18 protein-coding genes are annotated in these 20,706 nt (G+C 64.3%); 14 read left to right on the top strand and 4 right to left on the bottom strand.

Features of this window, described 5'->3' with window-relative positions; all coding sequences use genetic code 11:
* Window positions 1-12: 12 nt before the first annotated feature.
* From FFS45_RS14600 to FFS45_RS14585, 4 genes are all read left to right on the top strand, one after another.
* The gene (locus FFS45_RS14600) at window positions 13-1,572 is read left to right on the top strand and encodes a S53 family peptidase (RefSeq protein ID WP_137955364.1); all 1,560 of its coding nucleotides are present in this window, start codon (window positions 13-15) and stop codon (window positions 1,570-1,572) included.
* 136 nt (window positions 1,573-1,708) lie between these two features.
* Entirely contained in the window at window positions 1,709-3,364 is a 1,656-nt protein-coding gene (locus FFS45_RS14595) for a peptidase S1 (RefSeq protein ID WP_137955363.1), read from the top strand.
* 295 nt (window positions 3,365-3,659) lie between these two features.
* A complete protein-coding gene (locus FFS45_RS14590) occupies window positions 3,660-4,310 on the top strand; it encodes a hypothetical protein (RefSeq protein ID WP_137955362.1) in 651 nt (216 codons plus the stop codon).
* 391 nt (window positions 4,311-4,701) lie between these two features.
* Window positions 4,702-4,968, top strand: coding sequence for an RNA-binding protein (locus FFS45_RS14585; protein ID WP_137955361.1), 267 nt, complete (start codon window positions 4,702-4,704; stop codon window positions 4,966-4,968).
* A gap of 11 nt (window positions 4,969-4,979) precedes the next feature.
* On the opposite strand, the gene nadE is transcribed toward FFS45_RS14585, so the two are convergent.
* On the bottom strand, window positions 4,980-5,831 hold the full coding sequence (nadE, locus tag FFS45_RS14580) for an ammonia-dependent NAD(+) synthetase (RefSeq protein WP_137955360.1): 852 nt from the start codon (window positions 5,829-5,831) through the stop codon (window positions 4,980-4,982).
* Window positions 5,832-6,190: 359 nt separating this feature from the next.
* Between nadE and FFS45_RS14575 the strand changes: the two genes are divergently transcribed.
* A complete protein-coding gene (locus tag FFS45_RS14575; RefSeq protein ID WP_249362785.1) occupies window positions 6,191-7,090 on the top strand; it encodes a L,D-transpeptidase in 900 nt (299 codons plus the stop codon).
* 156 nt (window positions 7,091-7,246) lie between these two features.
* Here the strand turns inward: FFS45_RS14575 and FFS45_RS14570 are convergent, their stop codons facing one another.
* Together FFS45_RS14570 and FFS45_RS14565 are read right to left on the bottom strand one after the other, a co-directional pair.
* Complete coding sequence (locus FFS45_RS14570) at window positions 7,247-8,128, bottom strand: DMT family transporter (protein WP_137955359.1); 882 nt, start codon at window positions 8,126-8,128, stop codon at window positions 7,247-7,249.
* A gap of 154 nt (window positions 8,129-8,282) precedes the next feature.
* Window positions 8,283-9,839 carry an AarF/UbiB family protein gene (locus tag FFS45_RS14565; RefSeq protein WP_137955358.1) on the bottom strand — a complete coding sequence of 519 codons (1,557 nt, stop codon included), beginning with the start codon at window positions 9,837-9,839 and terminating at the stop codon, window positions 8,283-8,285.
* Window positions 9,840-9,993: 154 nt separating this feature from the next.
* On the opposite strand from FFS45_RS14565, the gene FFS45_RS14560 reads away from it, so the two are divergent.
* Window positions 9,994-10,749 carry a DeoR/GlpR family DNA-binding transcription regulator gene (locus FFS45_RS14560; protein ID WP_137955357.1) on the top strand — a complete coding sequence of 252 codons (756 nt, stop codon included), beginning with the start codon at window positions 9,994-9,996 and terminating at the stop codon, window positions 10,747-10,749.
* A gap of 85 nt (window positions 10,750-10,834) precedes the next feature.
* Here the strand turns inward: FFS45_RS14560 and FFS45_RS14555 are convergent, their stop codons facing one another.
* Window positions 10,835-11,944 (bottom strand): 2-aminoethylphosphonate--pyruvate transaminase, encoded by a 1,110-nt coding sequence (locus FFS45_RS14555; protein ID WP_137955476.1) that lies wholly within the window; start codon window positions 11,942-11,944, stop codon window positions 10,835-10,837.
* Window positions 11,945-12,293: 349 nt separating this feature from the next.
* On the opposite strand from FFS45_RS14555, the gene phnS reads away from it, so the two are divergent.
* From phnS to FFS45_RS14515, 8 genes are all read left to right on the top strand, one after another.
* Complete coding sequence (gene phnS / locus FFS45_RS14550; protein ID WP_137955356.1) at window positions 12,294-13,388, top strand: 2-aminoethylphosphonate ABC transporter substrate-binding protein; 1,095 nt, start codon at window positions 12,294-12,296, stop codon at window positions 13,386-13,388.
* Window positions 13,389-13,501: 113 nt separating this feature from the next.
* A complete protein-coding gene (gene phnT / locus FFS45_RS14545) occupies window positions 13,502-14,599 on the top strand; it encodes a 2-aminoethylphosphonate ABC transport system ATP-binding subunit PhnT (protein WP_137955355.1) in 1,098 nt (365 codons plus the stop codon).
* On the top strand, window positions 14,577-15,503 hold the full coding sequence (locus FFS45_RS14540; protein ID WP_137955354.1) for a 2-aminoethylphosphonate ABC transporter permease subunit: 927 nt from the start codon (window positions 14,577-14,579) through the stop codon (window positions 15,501-15,503). The genes phnT and FFS45_RS14540 overlap by 23 nt, the downstream gene beginning before the upstream one ends.
* The gene (gene phnV, locus FFS45_RS14535; RefSeq protein ID WP_137955353.1) at window positions 15,503-16,366 is read left to right on the top strand and encodes a 2-aminoethylphosphonate ABC transport system, membrane component PhnV; all 864 of its coding nucleotides are present in this window, start codon (window positions 15,503-15,505) and stop codon (window positions 16,364-16,366) included. The genes FFS45_RS14540 and phnV overlap by 1 nt, the downstream gene beginning before the upstream one ends.
* 78 nt (window positions 16,367-16,444) lie before the next feature.
* Window positions 16,445-17,191 (top strand): phosphonate utilization associated transcriptional regulator, encoded by a 747-nt coding sequence (locus FFS45_RS14530; protein WP_137955352.1) that lies wholly within the window; start codon window positions 16,445-16,447, stop codon window positions 17,189-17,191.
* A 22-nt stretch (window positions 17,192-17,213) separates the two neighbouring features.
* On the top strand, window positions 17,214-18,479 hold the full coding sequence (gene phnA / locus FFS45_RS14525) for a phosphonoacetate hydrolase (protein WP_137955351.1): 1,266 nt from the start codon (window positions 17,214-17,216) through the stop codon (window positions 18,477-18,479).
* On the top strand, window positions 18,476-19,927 hold the full coding sequence (gene phnY / locus FFS45_RS14520) for a phosphonoacetaldehyde dehydrogenase (protein ID WP_137955350.1): 1,452 nt from the start codon (window positions 18,476-18,478) through the stop codon (window positions 19,925-19,927). Before phnA ends, phnY begins: the two co-directional genes overlap by 4 nt.
* Before the next feature lie 4 nt (window positions 19,928-19,931).
* On the top strand, window positions 19,932-20,492 hold the full coding sequence (locus tag FFS45_RS14515) for a phosphonate degradation HD-domain oxygenase (RefSeq protein WP_137955349.1): 561 nt from the start codon (window positions 19,932-19,934) through the stop codon (window positions 20,490-20,492).
* Window positions 20,493-20,706: the final 214 nt, after the last annotated feature.

The following is a 20,706-nucleotide window of genomic DNA, read 5'->3' as shown; positions in this document are numbered from 1 at the left end:
AGTATGGAAACTATGGCCAAGCATCCCCTGCAAGGAAGTGAGCGAGCGGTAGCGGAAGGTTCAAAACTCATCGGGCATTGCGATCCGTCAGAGCGGATCGAAGTCCACGTCGTCCTGCGCCGCCCGGCGCAGGCACAGTTCGATGCGTTGCTTGGCAAGATCGAAGCAGGCGATCCAGGTGTCAAGCCGCTGTCGCGCGAAGCCTTTGCCAAGGAGTTCGGCGCGGCGGCAGAAGACGTCGCGAAGGTCAAGGCGTTCGCGGCCCAGGCCGGTCTCACTGTGGTGCGCGAAGATCCGGCCTCGCGCACGGTTGTGCTGGGTGGCACGATCGCGCAGTTTCAAAGCGCGTTCAACGTCGAGCTGCAGCACTACGAGCATCATTCGATCGGCCAGTACCGCGGCCGTACCGGCGTCATCTCCGTGCCCGACAACCTGTCGGGCATCGTCACGGCTGTGCTCGGGCTGGACAACCGTCCGCAGGCGCGTCCGCATTTCCGCATCCGGCCGCCGTTCCATCCGGCCACCGCGCCACAGTCGGGCGCGTTTACGCCATTGCAGGTTGCCGCGCTGTATCAGTACCCGCAAGGCGACGGCACAGGAGAGTGTGTCGGCATCATCGAACTTGGCGGCGGCTATGAGGCCTCCGATCTGAATACCTATTTTTCGGGTCTTGGCGTGAGCGCGCCTACCGTAGTCGCCGTGGGCGTGGACAAGGGCAAGAACAAGCCCACCGGCGACCCGAGCGGCCCGGACGGCGAGGTCACGCTCGACGTCGAGGTGGTCGGCGCAGTCGCGCCGGGCGCGAAAATCGCGGTGTATTTCACCACCAACACCGACACGGGTTTCATCGATGCGGTGAGCCGCGCGGTGCACGATACAACCAACAAGCCATCGGTCATTTCGATCAGCTGGGGCGGCCCGGAGACGTCGTGGACCGCGCAGTCGCAGCAGGCTTTCAACAGCGTCCTGCAGTCCGCCGCGACCATGGGCGTGACAGTCTGCGTGGCCTCGGGCGACAGCGGCTCGACCGACGGTTCGAGCAGCACCAACGTGGTGGATTTTCCGGCCTCGAGTCCTTACGTGCTGGCTTGCGGCGGCACGAGGCTCACCGCTTCGGGGCAAACCATTACCCAGGAGGTGGTGTGGAACGACGGCACCCAGGGCGGCGCCAGCGGCGGCGGCGTGAGCACGGCGTTTGCCGTGCCGGCCTGGCAGCAAGGCCTTTTTTCCACCAGCATCGAGGGCGTGCAAACGCCGCTCACCGGGCGCGGCGTGCCTGACGTGGCGGGCGATGCGTCGCCGGTCACAGGCTACGATGTGCTGATCGACGGTTCCCAGACTGTCGTGGGCGGTACGAGCGCGGTGGCGCCGCTCTGGGCGGCGCTGATTGCACGCATCAATGCCGCCAAGGGCTCGCCGGTCGGCTTTATCAACCCGAAACTCTATACCGCGCCGAGTGCCTTTAACGACATCACGCAAGGCAACAACGGCGGATATGAAGCCTCGCCGGGTTGGGACGCGTGCACCGGGCTTGGCAGCCCCAATGGTCAGAAGATCGCGGCGGCACTATAGTCTTGCGAGCAGGTGCGCGGCGACCCCGGCGCCTGCTTGTGACAGGTTGCATGGCAGAGTGGTGCATGGCTTGAGACAGCGCCTCGATGGCGCCCACATGACAAAAACGACGTAAAACGAATTCGACGGAGCGATCATGACGAACACCGAGTCAGCTTCTGGCAGTCCGCAGTCGTCTCACAATTCACATGCTGCTCCCGCCGGGGCGGCCGCGAAGGCGGCGCACCCCTCGGGAAACCAGCCGTTTTTCGATCCGGTCGCATACGGTAATGGACCCAATGATTCCGTCACCGACACGACCGAGAACGCCGCCATTACGAAGCACTCGATCGTGATCGGCGGACGCAAGATTGCCTATACCGCGACGGCCGGCCATCTGGTGACGGTCGATTCGAGCAGTTCCCAGCCCAACGCCAAGATGTTTTACGTGGCGTTCACGGAGGACAACCAGACGGAAGAGACCCGCCCGGTTACGTTTTTCTATAACGGCGGCCCGGGTTCGTCGTCGGTCTTCGTGCTGCTGGGCTCGTTTGCGCCGCGCCGCATCAAGACGGCCATGCCGAGCTTTACGCCGCCCGCGCCATATTCGCTGGAAGACAATCCTGACAGCCTGCTCGACAAGAGCGATCTGGTGTTCATCAATCCGATCGGCACGGGTTATTCGGCGGCGATTGCGCCCAACAAGAACCGCGATTTCTGGGGCGTCGACCAGGACGCCACCTCGATCAAGCAGTTCATCAAGCGCTTCCTGACCAAGAACAACCGCTGGAACTCGCCGAAGTTTCTGTATGGCGAGTCGTACGGCACTGCGCGCAGTTGCGTGCTGGCTTACATGCTGCACGAAGACGGGGTCGATCTGAACGGGGTCACGCTGCAGTCGTCGATTCTCGACTACACGCAGTCCGGCAACCCGGTAGGCGCGCTACCCACGGCTGCGGCCGACGCCTGGTATCACAAGAAGCTCGGCGTCGCGCCCACCCCGACCGATCTCGGCGCGTTTGCCGAAGAAGTCGCCCAGTTCTCGCGCACCGACTATCTGGCCGCCTTGCGCAAAGTGCCGGCTACGGATAACGCCACGGTCGAAAAGCTCAGCGAATACACCGGCATCGACAAAGCCACCTTGCTCGCGTGGAGCCTCGATATTGCCGCGTACGACAGCCGCGGCAACTCGCTGTTTCTGACTACCTTGCTGAAGTCGAAAGGGCTCGCGCTCGGGGAGTATGACGGGCGCGTGACCGCGGTCGACACCGGCATTGCGGGGAAGATCGATCCGAATTCCGGCGGCAACGACCCGACCATGACGGCGGTGACGGGCGTCTACACGACCATGTGGAACGTCTATCTCAACGAGCAGTTGCTGTACACGTCGAACTCGTCGTTCACCGACCTGAACGACCAGGCGTTCCAGTACTGGGATTTCAGCCATATCGACCCGACTGGCGCGCAAAAGGGCGTAGACGCGAAAGGCAACGTGATTCTCTACACCGCCGGTGACCTTGCCGCGGTGATGGCGCTCAATGTCGACCTGAAGGTGCTCTCGGCGAACGGCTTTTACGATTTCGTCACGCCGTTCTACCAGACGGTCATCGACCTGCAGCAGATGCCGCTCGTCAGTCCGCAGGTGCGCCAGAACCTGTCCGCGCGCTTCTATCCGTCGGGGCACATGGTCTATCTCGACGGCGGCTCGCGCACTGCGCTCAAAGCGGATTTGACGAAGATGTATGACGCGGCGGTGTCGAATCCGGCGGCGTTGAGCCGGATTCGCGATTTGCAGGCGCGCCGGCCAAGTTAGCGTAGACGCGGCGGGGTTAGCCGGAGTGGCGGGGTTAGCCGGGTTAGTTCGGATGGCAGGCACAGGAGGCCGGCTGCGGCAGGGTGCAACCCCGGCCGCCGGCCGGGGCGACCTGCGCCTCGCCGCGTGCTCCGAGCGGGGCCGCGAGGCGCATCGGTCAATTCTTCCTGAGTCTGCCCGCCGGCTGCCTCAAATACCCGGTCCATGCAGGCTGAATTTTCCTCTTACAGAGTGAATGTGTTTTAATTGTCTGGCGAATTTAACCATTGCGCGCCAGGACCTGGCGCGCCGAAGTATGAATCCAGCAAAGGCAGGCAAGCGTGGCGCACCGCTGCGCAGCGGAAAATCGAGTACCGGTTGCGCGTCGAATGGCGCTTATCGCCTCGGCACCGTACCAGCCGCACGGGCAGTGCGGGCAGTGCAGGTGGTGCGCGTGGTGCGGATCGGCATGGTGGTCATGCTGGGGGCGGTTGCCGGACTGCGGGCCGGCCAGGCGGCCGCGCAGGATGCGGCGATGCTCGACGAGCGCGTGACCCAGCAGTCGATTGCCGAGACGATCTGCCGTCCCGACTATGCCGACGCCGTGTCGCCGCCCTTCGACGTGATGATGGCGCACAAGGAGCGCTTGCTGGCTCAGCACGGCATTGATCCGGAAGATGGCACCGATTATGCGGTCGACCGGCGCGTGCCGGTTTTGCTGGGCGGCTCGCCCGACGCGCCGGCCAATCTCGATCTGCTGCCGTGGGCGGGCGCGAGCGGCGAGCGCCGCAAGTCGCGCTTTGTCGTGCATCTGAAACACTGCGTCTGCGCGGGAAAGATGAGCCTGAGCGACGCACAGGCGACGATTGCCGGCAACTGGTCGGCGGCTTACGCGGGTTTTGGCCGTAGCTCCTGTGACGCGAGCGGCGTCAACGTGGCCACCGGTGGCCGCGATACTGGCCCGTGAAATAGAGGACGTGGCTGAGGCAATGCCACGGGTGCGGGGTATGCGATAACCCGCTGCATCGCCGGGCCAGAAAAAAGCGGACTGACGTGCGTCAGTCCGCGAATCCCCGATTAGACTGTTTCCCCGTTACCTCGTTTCCCCCGGTCTCCCTCGCGCTTTTTTCAGCATGCCGCCGCTCACTCAAAGAGCGTGTGCATGGGTATTTGTCTGCGCGTCGATTCTGCGTATGCTGATAACAGGACGAAACTGGAAGGGAGATTTTCAAGTGATTGCCTTATATCTGTCATCGGCTCTACTCGGGGCCGCAGTTATCCTTGCCGCCATTGCTACGCAGGCGAAACCGCGCGCGAGCCTGCAGCCGGTCCGCCGCGCAAGCTGAGGTGTTGCCACCATGAACCTGTTCGTCTGGAACATCGCCGAATCGTGCTCCGAGCAGCAAGTGCACGATTTTCTCTCGCATGAACTGGGGCATTACGCGAAAAGCATAACGGTCCACGAGATTGGCACGCCGACGGCGTATGCGCTGGTCGAACTGGCGGCGGACGGCCCTTATGTCGGCGAGGTGATCGCAAGGCAATTACAGGGCAAGCATCTCGGCGGCGTTGCGCTGCTTGCGAGCGGTGAACTGTTCCGCGAACATCAGCCGCCCGCTCACTGAGCGCTGCGGTCTCACGACTGCACTGGCCAGTCGAACGGCGTGTACGGCAGCGCCCGCTTGTGGCGTGTGTTCTCATAGAAACGCAGAACAACATCGCGAACCGGATCGGCAACCGGCTTACCCTCCAGGAAATCATCGATCGCGTCGTAAGGGATGCCATACGCATCCTCGTCGGGACGTTGCGGGCGCAACATTTCCAGGTCCGCCGTCGGAACCTTGTGGGCGAGTGCCTCGGGCGCGCCTAAGGCACGGGCGACGGCGCGCACGCGGCGCTTGTTGAGGCCCGCAAGCGGCAGCACATCGGCGCCGCCGTCGCCGAACTTGGTGAAGAAGCCCATCACCGATTCGGCCGCGTGGTCGGTGCCGATCACCACGCCGGCCCGCGCTCCCGCCACCGCGTACTGCGCGATCATGCGCTGGCGCGCCTTGATGTTGCCATGCACGAAGTCCTCCTGTGCCGCGCCGGAGAACGGCATGCCGGCTGCGTGCAGCGAGGCGAGCATGGCATCGGCGGCGGGCTTCACGTCGATGGTCAGGTTTTCGTCGGCGCGAATGAAGGCGAGGGCTTGCTGCGCGTCCGCCTCGTCTTGCTGGACGCCGTAGGGCAGGCGCACCGCAACGAAGCGCGCTTCGTATCCCTGCGAGCGCAGGCGCTCGACGGCAAGCTGCGCGAGGCGCCCGGCAGTGGTCGAATCGACACCCCCGCTAATGCCGAGCACGTAAGTCTTCAGGCCGCTCGCCTGCAGATACTGCGCGAGGAAGCCGATGCGCCGCTCGATCTCCTGCTCGGCAACGAATTCGTCACTGATATGCATCTCCGCGGCAATGCGCCGTTGGCGTTCGGCCGAATCGTGTTGAATCATTTTCTTCCTCTGCAGTTGTTGTGCATTTGCCTTACCAAGGATCGGCAAGTTTAAATGCGTCCGGCATTTGAATTTAAATCCGTTGGTACCGCGTCACATCAATGTCCGATATTCGCAGCCCAGTTCGCTGGTATCCGGCTGGGCGATGATCGACAGAAGCCAGTGTGCTTAGTAAGATCGTGTTCAGATGTATTCAGCATGAACCGTCGAACGGTCAATGATAAGCAGGTTTGCTCAATTACACGATGAATCAGAAGAAACGGCTTGACCCGCTTGCGCAACCCGGAAATATTCAATGGGCTGGAATCAATCGAAACAGCGCTCTCAGGGTGCTACGCATCGGAAATATAAACTGGGCATTGATTGCCGCATTATTGGCGTTATCGTGCGGGACGGCTTTTGCGGCTGGGGCGCAGAAGTCCGAGGCCGCTGCGCCAGTTGATGTCACCGCCTCCGCCGTCGCGGCCCCGGACGCATCAGGTGTGGTCGATCCGCATCGGGCGCTTCTGTTGCGCGCGGTCTTCGCCCAGGACGTCACGCGCCGTCTGAAAGTGCCGGCAGCCGCGCAACAGGAGTATGGCGAACGTCTCCAGGCCACGCTTGAACAGGCTCAGCTCGGCAATCTGTCGGGCGAGTACGTGGTGCTGGTGGACCGCAACGCCAACGTCCAGGCGCTCTTTATCTATTTCCGCCCGACGCCGGCCGACGCGTGGGTCATGATCGGGGCGTCGCCGGTGGCCACCGGCCGGCCCGGGGAGTTCGACCATTTCATTACGCCGCTCGGCGTGTTCGAACATACCCCCGACAACATGGATTTTCGCGCTGAAGGCACGATGAACGATAACGGCATCCGCGGCTACGGCAAGCGTGACATGCGCATCTTCGATCTCGGCTGGGCGCAAGGCGAACGGGGCTGGGGCAAGGGCGGCATGTCGCAGATGCGTTTCCAGATGCATGCCACGGACCCCGACAAGCTCGAACCGTTGCTTGGCATCCGCCATTCGAAAGGCTGCGTGCGGATTCCCGCGTCGCTGAACGTGTTCCTCGATCACTACGGCATTCTCGACGCCGAGTACGAGGCGCTGGTGGAGTCGGGCAAATCGCTGTGGGTGCTGCACACGGACCGCCAGGTGACGCCGTGGGCGGGCCGCTACATTGTGGTGGTCGATTCGGAGCGCAAAACGCGCCCGGCGTGGTCGCCGGCGCCGGGCAGCAAGGCCCTTGCGAAAGTGCCGGCGAAGGCGGACACGGCTGATTGAGGCGATGCGCCGGAGCGGCTGAGGAGATAGATCCGGCTGAGGCAATAGACGTGGCCAAGGCAATGGAGGTGACGGAGACAATGGCGGCAAGGGAGTCGCCGTCGCGCTGCGTCGCTTCGCGCTGCGTCGCTTCGCGTTGCTTCGCTTCGCATTGCGTTACGAACGCGCCAGCAATACCCCCAGCAATGCCACGGCGAAGCCGGCAATCTGCACGGCCAGCAAGGTTTCGCCGAAGCCGACATATCCCTCGAGCGCGGCCAGCGGCGGCGCCAGAAACAGCAGCGCGGTGGCGCGCGCCGCGTCGCCGCGCCGGACCATCCAGACCAGCAGCGTCACGCCGATGCCCGAGAGCATCACGATGCCCCATGCGAGCGACGCCCATAGCGTAGGCGAGGCCACCCAGCGATGTTCTCCCAGCGCGAGCGCAAGCAGCGCCGCGACAATGGCCGCGCCGAAGTTCTGCACGGCACTTGCGCTGCGAAGGTCGGCGCTGGCGAGGGAGGTCTTCTGAAACAGCGTGCCGGCGGTGATCGCCCCGACCGCGAGAATCGACACCCCAACCACCAGCCAGCCGGGGGCGCCGCCTTGCTCTGCGTGGGGCAGATGGGGCGCGCTCGCAGCGAGCTTCGGCTGCAGCACCAGCGCGACACCCGCGAGTCCCAGCGCCATGCCTGCCCAGCCGCGCCGCGACAGGCGCTCGCCGAACAGCGGAGCGGCGAGGGCGGCCGTCAGCAGCGGTTGCAGCGCACCGAGCAAGGCCATCACGCCCGCGCTCAGCCCTTGCGCAACGGCCCAATATCCTGCGCCCAGATAAACCCCCTGCAGGAGCGCACCGGCGAACAGGTGTTTGACGAGATCGCGTCCGCGCGGCCACGCAGCGCGCGCGAACCCTGCGGCAAGCGCGAACAGCAGCGCGGTGCCGCCGAAGCGGGCGAGCAGGAACAGGTTGGGATCGGCAAACGGCGTGATCGCGCGGGCGACCACAAAGCCCGTTGACCACAGCACGACAAACACGGCAGGGAGGAAGGTGGCGAGCATGAGGCGTCGTTAGGGGCGGCCTGAAAAGCTCGCAGTATTGCGTGGGGTGGCGCGGCCTGTCTTGTTCGAAGCTGCACTCGCAGCCGGGAGGCGACAAGCCGCGAGGCCGCACCGCCCATGACGCCGGCGCTCATGCCTTGCCGAGCCAGGCCGCTTACCGGGTCAGCAGCACAGCCCCCGCGCCAAGCAACCCTCCGCATACGGCGCAGGCCCATAGCAGCAAGCGCGTGCGGCGGTACTCCAGGCTGATCTCGCGTAGCAATTGCTCATGCTGCCGGGTGCCCGCCGCATCGTGGCGGCGCTGCAGATAACGCACCGCCAGTTGCGGCACACGCGGCAGCATATGCGCGAGGTGCGGCAACTCCTGGGCGATGCGCTTGATCCAGCCGCGATGGTCGATGTCGCGCCGAGCGATGCCGGCCAACACGGTGCGCGCGACATTCCAGGTATCCACGCCCGGATGCAGGGCGCGCGCCAGGGCCTCGGCCTGCTCGAATGAGCGCTGGGCGGTCGCAAGGCGCGGCGAGACGGCGCCTTCGAAGGGCTGCACCGCATGCAGCAGATGATGAAACAGCGCGCCCGCCGAACGGTCTTCGGGCACGGCCGCGAAATGGGCTTCGCTGCGCCGGCGCAGTTCCGCTTCCAGCACTTCCGTGCGTGTGGTGTGCTCGACATGGCCGGCATCGCGATGCAGGTCGGCGAGGCGCGCATAGTCCTGGTCGAACAGCGCGGTGGCGCCATGCACGAAGAACTCGCGCTCGTGCGACGAAAGGCTCGACATCACCGCGAACTCAGCCAGCAAGATGCGGCCGAGCGTGTCGGGCTCGATGCTCACACGCACCCGTTCGGCATCGAAGGTCGCGTGAAAGAAGCCGTGTTCGAAGGCCTGTTCGGTGACAACCTCGACGAGATGCGTTGCCAGAGGCGCGAGCTTGACGCCGTGTTCGAGCAGGCCGGGCAGATCGGTCGCGGCCAGCGTCTCGATGTGCTGCACAGCGAGCGTGTTGGCGCCGCACAGTTCCCAGATCACTTCCGGTACGACGAGGCGCCTGTCGCCCTCGAAGTGATGGCCGGTCTGGCTCAGATTGGCGGCTTCGGCACGCAGGTCGAAGCGCCGCAGCACGTCCTCGGTGAACGATTGCGCGAGCGCGCTCACCTGCAACCGCCGCGCGCCGCCGGAGAGCTTCTCCATCCAGCGGGCGGCCCAGCGCAGCAAGGCGAGTTCGTCGCCGATCTGCTGCACCTGCGCCGCGCGCACGAACTTGATGGCGATATCGCGGTGGCCGTTGACCGGCGATGCGAGGCGGGCGACATGCGTCTGCTCCGCAAAGCCGCTGCGTGCCGGGACCAGATCGATCCGCTCGAACAGGGTGGCGCACGGGCGCCCAAGCGCAGCCGCGAGAGCGGCCTCGACCTCGGGCGGCGGCAGCGGCGCCTCCATGCGGCCGATCGCATCGAAGGCGTCGTGCAGGGTGCCGCTGGCGAGCTCCGGGCGCTCCGCGAGGCTCTGCATGAAGTTGCTGGCGAGCGGCCCCAGCACCGGCAGCATGTTGTGCAGGCTGTTGCGGCCACCTTCGCTTGCATGCACACGCTTCACGAGCGTGATCGCCCAGTGCAGCTTGTGCTCGCGCGGCGCCGCGAGCCAGATCAGGCGTGCGCCGAAACGCAGTGCGTGGAACAGCAACAATATGCGGCGAAGCAGTGGCGGCATGGGCAGATCGATTGACGCGGCGTGCATGGGTTAAAGCGTGGCTGAGCGCTCAGGTTAGCAGGGAAGCAGCCGCAATAGGAGCATCCGGGCTTCGCGCGTACTACAATACGGCGCACTCCCGAACCTAAGTGCGCCGCTTGCCGGCTGTCTACCGATGCTTGCTGAACAACGACATCAATATATCCTCGCGCAAGTCACCAAGAACGGTGCGCTGTCGGTGGCTGAGCTGGTACGCGAACTGAACGTGTCGCGCGAAACGATCCGGCGCGACCTGAATACGCTGGCCGGACGCGGCCTGATCGTGACCACCCACGGCGGGGCGCTCTCGGGCGACCGGCGCGAACCCGATCTGGACGTGCGCGAAGCGGCCAACGCCAGCGCCAAGCGGGCGATCGGCGAACGTGCGGCCGAGCTGGTGCCGGATGGCGCATCGCTGATCATCGACTCCGGCAGCACCACGCAGGCGGTTGCCCGGGCGCTGACCGGGCGGCACCGGCTCACGGTCTATACCAATGACTGGCGCATCGCGCTGCTGCTCGGCCGCCGCAACGACAATCGCGTCACGCTGCTGGGCGGCGAGCTTTCGGAGAACGAGGACGCCACTTTTGGACTGGATACGGTCCATCAGTTGACCCAGTACCACGCGGATTTTGCCTTCGTCGGCGCAGGCGGGATTTCGTCCGACGCATGGCTGACCGACTACACCCGCATGGCCGCCGAAGTGCGCAGCCGGATGATCTCGGCCGCCAACCTGGCGGTGGTGGTGGCGGACAATTCCAAGTTCGGACGCGTGACGCCGGTGCGCATCAACGGCTTCGAGAGCACCCGTTATCTGGTCACGGAGCTTGCGCCGGACCGTGCGCTCGCCAAGGCGATTTCCACGCGCGGACCGGAACTGCTGATCGCCTGAGCTGCTGCCGGCCTTGCCGGGCCGTCCGTCTCCCGCGCCTTGATCAGCGCGGCTTGACGTGTCCAGGCGCTACGCCTCATCGTGCCTATCTGACGCGCAGGCCAAGACAGTCCAGCGTCCTGCCGATCGCGGCAACCGCGTTGTGCAGCTCGTTGGCGTCGATTGCTCCGATACAGCCCACCCGGAACGTCTCCACCTGGGTCAGCTTGCCCGGATACAGCACGTAACCGGCCTCCCGCACCGCAGCATAAAAGTCGGCAAACTTCCACGCCGGATCGCGCGGCGCATGAAAGGTGACGATCACCGGTGCCTGCACCTCCGGCTTCAGGAACGGCTCGAAGCCGAGCGCCTTCATGCCTTCGATCAGCGCCGCGCAGTTGCGGGTGTAGCGCGCGCCGCGCGCCGGTTGCCCGCCTTCCGCGATGAACTGGTCGAGGGCGCTGCGCAACGCCGCGACCACGTGCGTCGGCGGCGTAAAACGCCACTGCGTGGTCTTCTGCATATACATATATTGATCGTGCAGATCGAGCGCGAGCGACGGCGAACGGCCGTCGGCTGCCTCGAGCACGTTGCGCCGTACGATCACAAAGCCCATCCCCGGCACGCCTTCAAGGCATTTACCGCTTGCCGACACGAGCGCGTCGATGCCGCCTCGGCGCAGGTCGATCGGCAGGGCGCCGAACGAGCTCATGGCGTCGACAATCAGACTCTTGCCGTGCCGCTGACATACTGCGGCGATATCGTCGAGCGGATTGAGCAGGCCCGCGCTGGTCTCCAGATGCACCAGCGCCACATGCGTGATGCGCGAACCTCGATTGAAGGCGTCTTCGATCGCCGCTGCATTGACGGGCTCGTCCTCGCGCAGCGGCAATTCCACATACGAAATGCCGAGGCGCTGCAGAATGCGGATGATGCGCGCGCAGTACGCGCCGTTGTTCGGCACCAGCACGCAGCCCTGGCGCGGCACCAGCGTGCCGATGGCGGCTTCGACGGCGAACGTGCCGCTGCCCTGCAACGGCACGCAAACGTAGTCGTTCTCGCCGTGTGCGATCTGGACCAGGTCGGCGCACACGGTGTGGGTCATACGGTTGAAGGCGGCGTCCCACGACCCCCAGTCGCGCAACATCGCCTGACGTGTCGCGGGTGAGGTCGAGAGCGGTCCTGGGGTCAGCAGGACCGGGTCGTTTCCAAGAATCACAAAGCCTCCGTCGTCAGATGAATACGCTTTTCTGTCTCAATGCCTGATTGCATATTATTGGCGAATTGTGTCATTTGTTGGAAATCGACAGAATGGTCACGGCTCTGTCATGGAAACCTGCAATCCTTGCCGTGCCCGTTCAGGCAAGGCAGGCAGCGCCGCAATGCGAGGTTGGCTGTAAGTCTGGCTGGAAAAGAAGCAGTGGGGTTGTCAGCAATCTGCAATCGCATGAAACTGGCAACCGGCTGCGGGCAAAACGTAATCGGCGCGGCGCTACAGCCGTCAAATCAAAACAGGTATCGGGTTCCCCCGACCGTCTGGTTTTTTGCCTTTCGGAGAGAACGACATGAAAAAGACGAATCACCTTCGCGCGACTGCCAGCATCGTCCGCAAAACCTTGCCGGCACTCGTGGTGGCTGCTGCATTCGGCGGCGCTGCGCTGCCGGCCCAGGCTGCCGACGCGGTGGTGCTGTACACGGCCGACGGCCTCGAGAACCTCTACAAGGATGTGCTGCCGGGCTTTGAAAAGCAGGAAGGCGTCAAGGTCAACATCGTGACGGCCGGTAGCGGCGAAGTGGTGAATCGCGCGACCATCGAAAAGGACTCGCCGAAGGCCGACGTGCTCGTCACGCTGCCGCCGTTCATCCAGCAGGCGGATCAGGCCGGCCTCCTGCAGGCTTACCAGAGCGCCAACTACAAGAACGTGCCGACCATCGCCAAGGCCTCCAACGGCACGTGGGCGACCTTCGTGAACAACTACTTCTCGTTCGCGATCAACCCGGATGTCGTGAAGACCCAGCCGAAGACTTTCGCGGATCTGCTGCAGCCGGATTACACGGGCAAGATCGCCTACTCGAACCCGGCCACGGCCGGCGACGGCATGGCCGTGATCATCCTGACGACCTCGCTGATGGGTGAAGACAAGGCGTTCGACTATCTGAAGAAGCTCGAACAAAGCGCCAAGTTCCACACCAAGGGCACGGGCTACCTCGACGTGCTGCTCTCGCGCAATGAAATCTCGCTCGCCAACGGCGACCTGCAGATGGACCTGGACGACGCGGCCAACGGTGGCCTGTCGCTCAAGCCGATCTTCCTCGCCGCAGCGCCTGGCGGCAAGCCGACCACGTTCCAGTTGCCGTACGCGATCGGTCTGATCAAGAACGGCCCGAACCAGGCTGAAGGCAAGAAGCTGATCGACTACCTGATGTCGAAGGAAGTGCAAGCCAAGGTGCCGGACATCTTCGGTATCCCGGGCCGCACGGATGTGCCGCTGACCGGCAAGAACGGCGAAGCGGTGAAGCAGGCGATTGCCGGCGTGAAGCTGATTCCGGTGGACTGGAACCAGGTCATGGCGAAGAAGGCTGACTGGACCGCACGCTGGAAGAACGACGTGATCGGTGACTCCGGCAAGCAGGTCGAAGTCGTCAAGCCCGCGCAGTAAGTCTCGCTGCAAGCCTCACAGCGCTCATGCCGGTTAGCTCGATGCCGATGAGCTGACCGGCGGGCGCGCTGCGAGGCCATTACCCGCACTACCTTAGTTGGAGGATGAATCCGGTGAATACCGCAACTCTTGCCCCTGGCGCACTCGGCGCCTCACCGGAGGCGCTGGATGCAGCGCAACCGGGCACGCCCGGCGGCGTGCAGATCGAGCATCTGACCGTGCGCTTCGGCACGCGTACCGTGCTCAACGACCTGTCGCTGAACATCGAGCGCGGCGAATTGCTGACCGTGCTTGGCCGTAGCGGTTGCGGCAAGACGACCATGCTGCGTTTCATCGCCGGATTCATCGAAGCGGACGGTCTCGCCGGCACCTTGACGGTGGCCGGCCACGACCTCACGCATGTACCGCCGCACAAGCGCAACCTGGGGCTGCTGTTCCAGAGCTATGCGCTGTTTCCGCATCTGTCGGTGTTCGACAATGTGGCCTTTGGCTTGCGTGCACGCCGCGAGTCGTCCAAGGAGATTGCCCGCCGTGTCGCCGACGCGCTCAAGCTCGTGCAACTGGGCGATTCGGGGCATGTGATGCCCGCGCAACTGTCGGGCGGCATGCAGCAGCGCGTGGCGCTGGCGCGTGCGCTCGTGATCGAGCCGGATGTGCTGCTGCTCGACGAACCGCTTTCCGCACTCGACGCCAATCTGCGCGCGTCGGTGCGTTCCGAACTGAAGGCGCTGCATGAGCGCCTGCCCAATCTGACCATTGTTTGCGTGACGCACGATCAGGACGACGCACTGGTGCTGTCCGACCGCACGCTGCTGATGCGCGAAGGCCATATCGCGCAACTCGGCACGCCGCAGCAACTCTATGACCAGCCGAACGACGGCTTCGTGGCGCGCTATCTTGGCGCGGCGAATCTGCTGCCGCCGCACGTGGCTTTCCCGCTCGGCGATTCGCGCTACAACGAGCGCGAGCGGGTTGCCTGCCTGCGTCCCGAGGCGCTGCGGATCGTGCCGCTCGGCGAAGGGCACCTGCACGGCATGATTACTTCGGTCGAGTGGTATGGCGCCGTGCTGTCGGTGTCGGTTGTCCTCGATGCCATGCCCAACGAGCCCGTGCTGGTCACTATGCAGCGTGGCCACGGCATGTCGCCCGAAAAGGGCGCGCGTATTTCCTTGCGCTATGAGGCAGACGATGTCGTCCTTATCAACCCCTGATAGCCCCGACGCGCTCGGCGACGCGCAGCGCGCCGCCACCTTTGCTTCGCATGCGGCCGCGGTGCGCCGCCGCGAACGCGCGGCGCAATGGCATCTGCTGTTCCTCGCCGTCGTGGTGCTGGGGCCGCTGGTGATCTATCCGCTGGTACGGATGGTGTTGCTGAGCCTGACCGGCCCGCATGGAGGCTTCGGTTTCCAGGCCTACGCCAGCTTCTTCGGCAATCCCGAAACGCGCGGCGTGGTCGGCACCACGCTCTGGATCCTGTTCGCCAGTGCCGGCCTCGCGTCGCTGCTCGGCGTGGCGCTTGCATCGCTGCTGTTCTTCAAGCCGTTTCCGGGCGCCCGGCTCGTGACGCGTTTCCTTGAACTGTTCGTCGCCTTTCCGTCGTTCCTCGTCGCCTTCACGCTGATCTTTCTGTACGGCTCGCAAGGCTCGGTGAGTATCGGACTGCAGCGTCTGTTCAATCTGCAGGCGCCGCCGCTCGACTTCCTGTTTGGGGTCGGCGGCGTGATTCTCGCGGAAGTGGTGTTCTACGCGCCGTTCGTGGTGCGCCCGACGCTCGCTTCGTTCGCGACGCTCGACATGCGCCTGATCGAAGCGGCCCGCAGCCTCGGCGCGAACGGCCTGATGGTGGCCTTCAAGGTGATCCTGCCGCTGGCGTGGCCGGGTATCGCAGCCGGCACGATCCTGTGCTTTTTGCTGACGCTCAACGAGTTCGGCATCTTGCTGGTGCTCGGCAGCGCACACCTGATTACGCTGCCGGTGGCCATCTACAGCTCGGCGACCGTCGATCTCGACTTGCCGACTGCCGCCGCCGGTGCGGTCGTGATGCTGATGATGTCTTTGTCGCTGTATGCGTTGTACCGCCAGGTCAACCGACGCAAGGTTAGAGGAGCACGGTAATGGCCGTCGAACTGGATCCCACTGTATTGCCGGTCATGCACAAGCGTGCGCGGCCGGTGCAGCGCAGCCTGCTCACGCGCATTGCCGGCGCGGCGTTTATGGGCTTCGCCGCCTTGCTGTGCTTCTGGCTGTTCGTTTTGCCGGTGCTGGTGGTGGCGCTGTCGAGCGTCGCGGCGCACTGGTCCGGCACGATTCTGCCCGATGGTTTCAGCATGCGCTGGTTCGAGCGGCTGGGCTCGAGTGATTTCGATGCGCTCAGCACGAGTCTCGAGATCGGCTTCGGCGTGGCCGTACTGGGCACGATCCTCGGGCTCTGGCTGGCGCTGGCGCTCGAAGGGCGCGACCGTCGCGGGCTCGGTGCGCTCGTCGACACGATCGCGATGATGCCCAACGGCGTGCCAAGCGTGGTGCTCGGGCTGGCTGTGCTGATTGCGTATCACAAGCGTCCGCTCGATCTGTCGAGCTCGGCGGCGATTGTCGTATTCGTGCAGCTCGCATTGGTGCTGCCGTTCTGCTACCGCTGCGCCGCCGCGGCCCTGCGTCCCGAACTGACCATCCTGCGCGAGGCCGCCGCGAGTCTCGGCGCACCGCCTTCGATGGTGCTGCGCCGCGTCGTCCTGCCGCAACTGGTGCCGGCCATCCGCGCGAGTCTTGCGCTGGGTTTCGCGCTTTCGCTGGGCGAGCTGGGCGCAACGCTGACCGTCTATCCGCCTGGATTTGCGACGGTGCCGATCGTCGTGGTCGGCCAGGTCGAGCGTGGCTACTACCTGCCGGCTTCCGCCCTCTCGCTGATCCTGCTGCTCGTCTCGCTCGCCGCGCTGCTGCTGATCGCCGCGCGGGTCCCGCGCCGCCGGGCCGACTGACCCGCAGATTGCCCTGACTTCGGGTGTCGAACGTCAAGTTGCCGTTCGACACATCTTGATGTGGCAAAAAATGTCGAAATGACCGAAAATATGGAAATCGCCTCAGCCGATCCGATTGACGTCGTACGCCGGCATTCGCTCACGGCGCTGGTTCGCGACGAGATCGAGCGCAACATCATCGAGGGCGCTCTGGCGCCCGGCGCCAAGCTCAACGAGGCGGACTGGGCCGCGCGCCTGCAGGTGTCGCGCGGTCCGGTGCGCGAAGCATTCCGCGCGCTCGAACAAGCCGGGCTCGTCACGACAGAAAAGAACCGCGGCGTGTTCGTGCGGGTCGTGTCGCTGGCGGAGGCGGACGAGATTTACGCAGTGCGGGCCGTGCTCGAAGAGGCGGCGTGCCGGATGCTGGCGGTGCGCATCGACGCAGCGCAACTGGCCAGTCTGCGCAAGCAGATCGACGCGATGCGCAGCGCGCTCGACGCACAGGACCACAACGCTTACGCGCGCGCCAATGTGGCGTTTCACGACGGCATTGTGGCGGCCGCGGGCAACGGCAAGCTGTATGAGACGTATCGGCGCCTCGTGGGCGAATTGAGCCTGTTCCGGCGTGCCGCGCTGGTGGTGCATGCCGATGCGATGGAGCGCTCGCTCGCCGAGCACCGCGCCATCCTGACGGCGCTGGCGTCGCGCGATGCCGAACAGGCGGCCGCGCTGATGCATGCGCATGTCAACGGCGGGCGGCAGCGTGCGCACGAAGCCTGTGAACCGGCTGGACAACGCGGTGTGCTGCTGCCGTCGTCCGCCCCGATCGACGAAGAACGCGCGTAAGCGACGCGCAGGGAAGAAAGCGATGTCAATTCAGTCCGCACAGAGCGAGCGCAGCATCGAGGTGAACGGCCGCGCTTACGGGCTCTCGAAGAGGCCGACGGTCGTGGTCTGCGTCGACGGTTGCGAATACGACTATCTGGAGGCGGCGGTCGCCGCCGGCGTCGCGCCGTTCATCGGCAAGATGCTGAAAGAGGGCACGGCGCTTAAAGGCGATTGCGTGATCCCATCGTTCACCAACCCCAATAACCTGTCGATCGTCTGCGGCGTGCCGCCTTCGGTACACGGCATTTGCGGCAACTACTTCTGGGATCCGCAGGCCAACGGCGGTGCGGGGGCGGAAGTGATGATGAACGACCCTGCCTATCTGCGTGCCGGCACGCTGCTGGCCGCGGCGGCGCATGCGGGTGCCGCGGTGGCCGTGGTCACCGCGAAAGACAAGTTACGCCGCTTGCTGGGCTGGCAACTGGAGGGCATCTGTTTTTCGGCGGAGAAGGCGGACACCGTCACGCTCGCGGAAAACGGCATTGCAGACGTGCTCGATCTGGTCGGCTTGCCGGTACCGGATGTGTATAGCGCGGGCTTGTCGGAATTCGTCTTTGCCGCCGGCGTGCGTCTCGCGCAAACGCGCGAGCTCGACCTGATGTATCTGTCCACCACCGACTACATCCAGCACAAGTGGGCGCCGGGCACCCGGGGCGCGAACGATTTCTACGCGATGATGGACGGTTATCTGGCCCAGCTCGACGCGCTCGGCTGGGTGATCGGCCTGACCGCGGACCATGGCATGAATGCGAAGCACGATCCGCAGACCGGCGAGCCGAACGTGATCTATCTGCAGGACGTGATGGATGAATGGCTCGGCGCACGCAAGGCGCGTGTGATCCTGCCGATCACGGACCCGTATGTGGTTCACCACGGTGCGCTCGGCTCGTTCGCCACGATCTATCTGCCGCCTGACGTGAATGTGGGGCAGGTGATCGAACGGATCGGCGGCATCGAAGGTGTCGAAGCCGTGCTGGACAACCGCACGGCCTGCGAGCGCTTCGAACTGCCGAACGACCGCGTCGGCGATATCGTGGTGGTCAGCAAGCGCGATGTGGTGCTCGGCACGCGTCGCGATGAGCATGACCTCTCGGGCCTGACCGTGCCGTTGCGCTCGCACGGCGGGATCTCCGAACAGGAAGTGCCGCTGATCTTCAATCGGCGCCTGGCGGGACTGACCGGCGGCAGGCGCTTGCGCAACTTCGACGTGTTCGACCTTGCGTTGAACCACGTGGTGGCATCGTGAATGCCGTGCTGACGGACCACCCTGCGTTTCGCGCCGAAGCGCTGCGCCTCAAAGGCGAGCGCGTGCTGCGCGAACGCACGCTCGACGTGTTCGATCCGTATACGGAATTGCGCGTCGGCACGGTCCCGTTGGCAAGCGTCGACGATGTGCGCGCCGCGTTCGAATACGCCGGTGCTTATCAGGCAAAGCTGACGCGCTATGAGCGCTCGCAGATTCTCGAGCGTGCGGCCGACTTGCTGCGCCAGCGCTGTGAGGCAGCCTCTGATCTGATCTCGCTCGAATCCGGCTTGTCGAAGCAGGATTCGCGTTACGAGATTGGACGCGTTGTCGATGTGCTCAAGTTCGCTTCGATCGAGGCGTTACGTGACGACGGCCAGAGCTTCTCCTGCGATCTGACGCCGCATGGCAAGAAGCGCCGGGTATTCGCGCAGCGCGAACCGCTGGCGGGCGTGATCGTCGCAATCACGCCGTTCAATCACCCGATGAACCAGGTGGCGCACAAGGTTGCGCCGGCGATTGCCACCAACAACCGCGTGTTGTTGAAGCCTTCGGAGAAGGTGCCGCTGTCGGCGTTTTATCTGGCCGATCTTCTTTACGAAGCCGGCTTGCCGGAGCCGATGCTGCAGGTGCTGACCGGCGACCCGCGCGAGATTGCCGACGAGCTGATTACCCATCCGCTCGCCGAACTGGTGACGTTCACGGGTGGCGTCGCGATTGGCAAATACATCGCGGCGAAGGCGGCCTATCGACGCGTCGTGCTTGAGCTGGGAGGCAACGATCCGTTGATCGTGCTGGAAGATGCCGACCTCGAACGCGCGGCCGCGCTCGCCGTCCAGGGTTCCTATAAGAACTCGGGGCAACGCTGCACGGCGGTTAAGCGCATGCTGGTGCAAAAGAGCGTGGCGGCGCAGTTTACCGAACTGGTAGTGGAAAAGACGCGGGAGTGGTCTTACGGCGATCCGTTCGATGCCGCGAACCAGATGGGCACCGTCATCGACGAAGCGGCAGCGCAGCTTTTCGAAGCGCGTGTCGACGAGGCGGTGTCCCAGGGTGCCCGGCTCTTGACCGGCAACCAGCGCACGGGCGCGCTGTATGCACCGACGGTGGTCGACCGCGTGGAGCCGGCGATGTCGCTGGTGCGCGAAGAGACCTTCGGGCCGGTGTCGCCCATCATCACGTTCGACACGCTCGACGACGCGATCCGGATCAGCAACGGTACGGCGTTCGGTTTGTCGTCGGGGGTGTGTACGAACCGTCAGGATGCGATTACGCGTTTCATCAATGAATTGCGGGTCGGTACGGTGAATGTGTGGGAAGTGCCGGGATACCGGATCGAGCTGACGCCGTTTGGCGGCATCAAGGATTCGGGCCTGGGTTACAAGGAAGGGGTGCAGGAAGCCATGAAGAGCTTTACCAACCTCAAGACGTTTTCATTACCTTGGGAGTAGCGGTGTGGCTTTGAGTCTGGATGATATTCGTACATTGTTTGAGCAGCACGGTAACCTGGCCTATAGCGGTGAGCCGGTCACGCAGTTGGAACATGCGCTGCAAAGCGCGGCGCTGGCAGAAGAGGAGGGCGCAAGCGACGAACTGGTCGCGGCCGCTTTCCTGCATGACCTTGGACATTTGCTGAACCGTTTCGGCGATACGCCGAGCGAACGTGGGATCGATGATCTGCATCAGTATTTCCTGTTGCCGTTCCTGCGTCCGGTTTTGCCGGAGGCGGTGCTGGAGCCGATTCGTCTGCACGTCGATGCCAAGCGCTGCCTGTGCGCGATCGACGAGACATACTTTGGCCGGCTCTCGGCGGATTCGGTGCGTAGTCTGGAATTGCAGGGCGGGATATTCAGCCAGCAGGAAGCGGATGCGTTCCTGCGCAAACCTTATGCGGAAGATGCGCTGCGTGTGCGCCGCTGGGACGATCTCGCTAAAGAGGCGAACCGTGCTACCCCGGATGTGGAGCACTACCTGGGCGTCGTCGAGCGGGTGATGGAGACGCACGCTACGGCGTGAGGCGGGGCTCCATGCTTCGATAGCTGACCTGTGCGTGGCGTAAGCGTCACGTGGGGTCATCATGTCCTTTATGGGCGCTCCAAATAACGCTTGCAAGGCGATGAGCGGCTCGCTAGAATCTCGTTCTTTCGCGCTTCGTCAGAGACGGGCGCGGGAACGGGAGAGCCAGCAGTGGCAAGGCTTTCGGCGGGGCGGGCAGGTTGAGGTGGTGATA

The organism is Burkholderia sp. 4M9327F10, assembly GCF_005503145.1.
Taxonomy (GTDB): Bacteria; Pseudomonadota; Gammaproteobacteria; order Burkholderiales; family Burkholderiaceae; genus Paraburkholderia.
This window is presented reverse-complemented; position numbering and strand designations above follow the sequence as displayed.

Coding starts and splice junctions, on each gene's coding strand:
- FFS45_RS14540 (WP_137955354.1), top strand. CDS start 14,577: ATGTCGTCCTTATCAACCCCTGATAGCCCCGACGCGCTCGGCGACGCG.
- FFS45_RS14570 (WP_137955359.1), bottom strand. CDS start 8,128: ATGCTCGCCACCTTCCTCCCTGCCGTGTTTGTCGTGCTGTGGTCAACG.
- nadE (WP_137955360.1), bottom strand. CDS start 5,831: ATGATTCAACACGATTCGGCCGAACGCCAACGGCGCATTGCCGCGGAG.
- FFS45_RS14590 (WP_137955362.1), top strand. CDS start 3,660: ATGAATCCAGCAAAGGCAGGCAAGCGTGGCGCACCGCTGCGCAGCGGA.
- phnS (WP_137955356.1), top strand. CDS start 12,294: ATGAAAAAGACGAATCACCTTCGCGCGACTGCCAGCATCGTCCGCAAA.
- FFS45_RS14595 (WP_137955363.1), top strand. CDS start 1,709: ATGACGAACACCGAGTCAGCTTCTGGCAGTCCGCAGTCGTCTCACAAT.
- FFS45_RS14530 (WP_137955352.1), top strand. CDS start 16,445: ATGACCGAAAATATGGAAATCGCCTCAGCCGATCCGATTGACGTCGTA.
- phnV (WP_137955353.1), top strand. CDS start 15,503: ATGGCCGTCGAACTGGATCCCACTGTATTGCCGGTCATGCACAAGCGT.
- FFS45_RS14600 (WP_137955364.1), top strand. CDS start 13: ATGGCCAAGCATCCCCTGCAAGGAAGTGAGCGAGCGGTAGCGGAAGGT.
- FFS45_RS14585 (WP_137955361.1), top strand. CDS start 4,702: ATGAACCTGTTCGTCTGGAACATCGCCGAATCGTGCTCCGAGCAGCAA.
- FFS45_RS14565 (WP_137955358.1), bottom strand. CDS start 9,839: ATGCCGCCACTGCTTCGCCGCATATTGTTGCTGTTCCACGCACTGCGT.
- phnA (WP_137955351.1), top strand. CDS start 17,214: ATGTCAATTCAGTCCGCACAGAGCGAGCGCAGCATCGAGGTGAACGGC.
- FFS45_RS14560 (WP_137955357.1), top strand. CDS start 9,994: ATGCTTGCTGAACAACGACATCAATATATCCTCGCGCAAGTCACCAAG.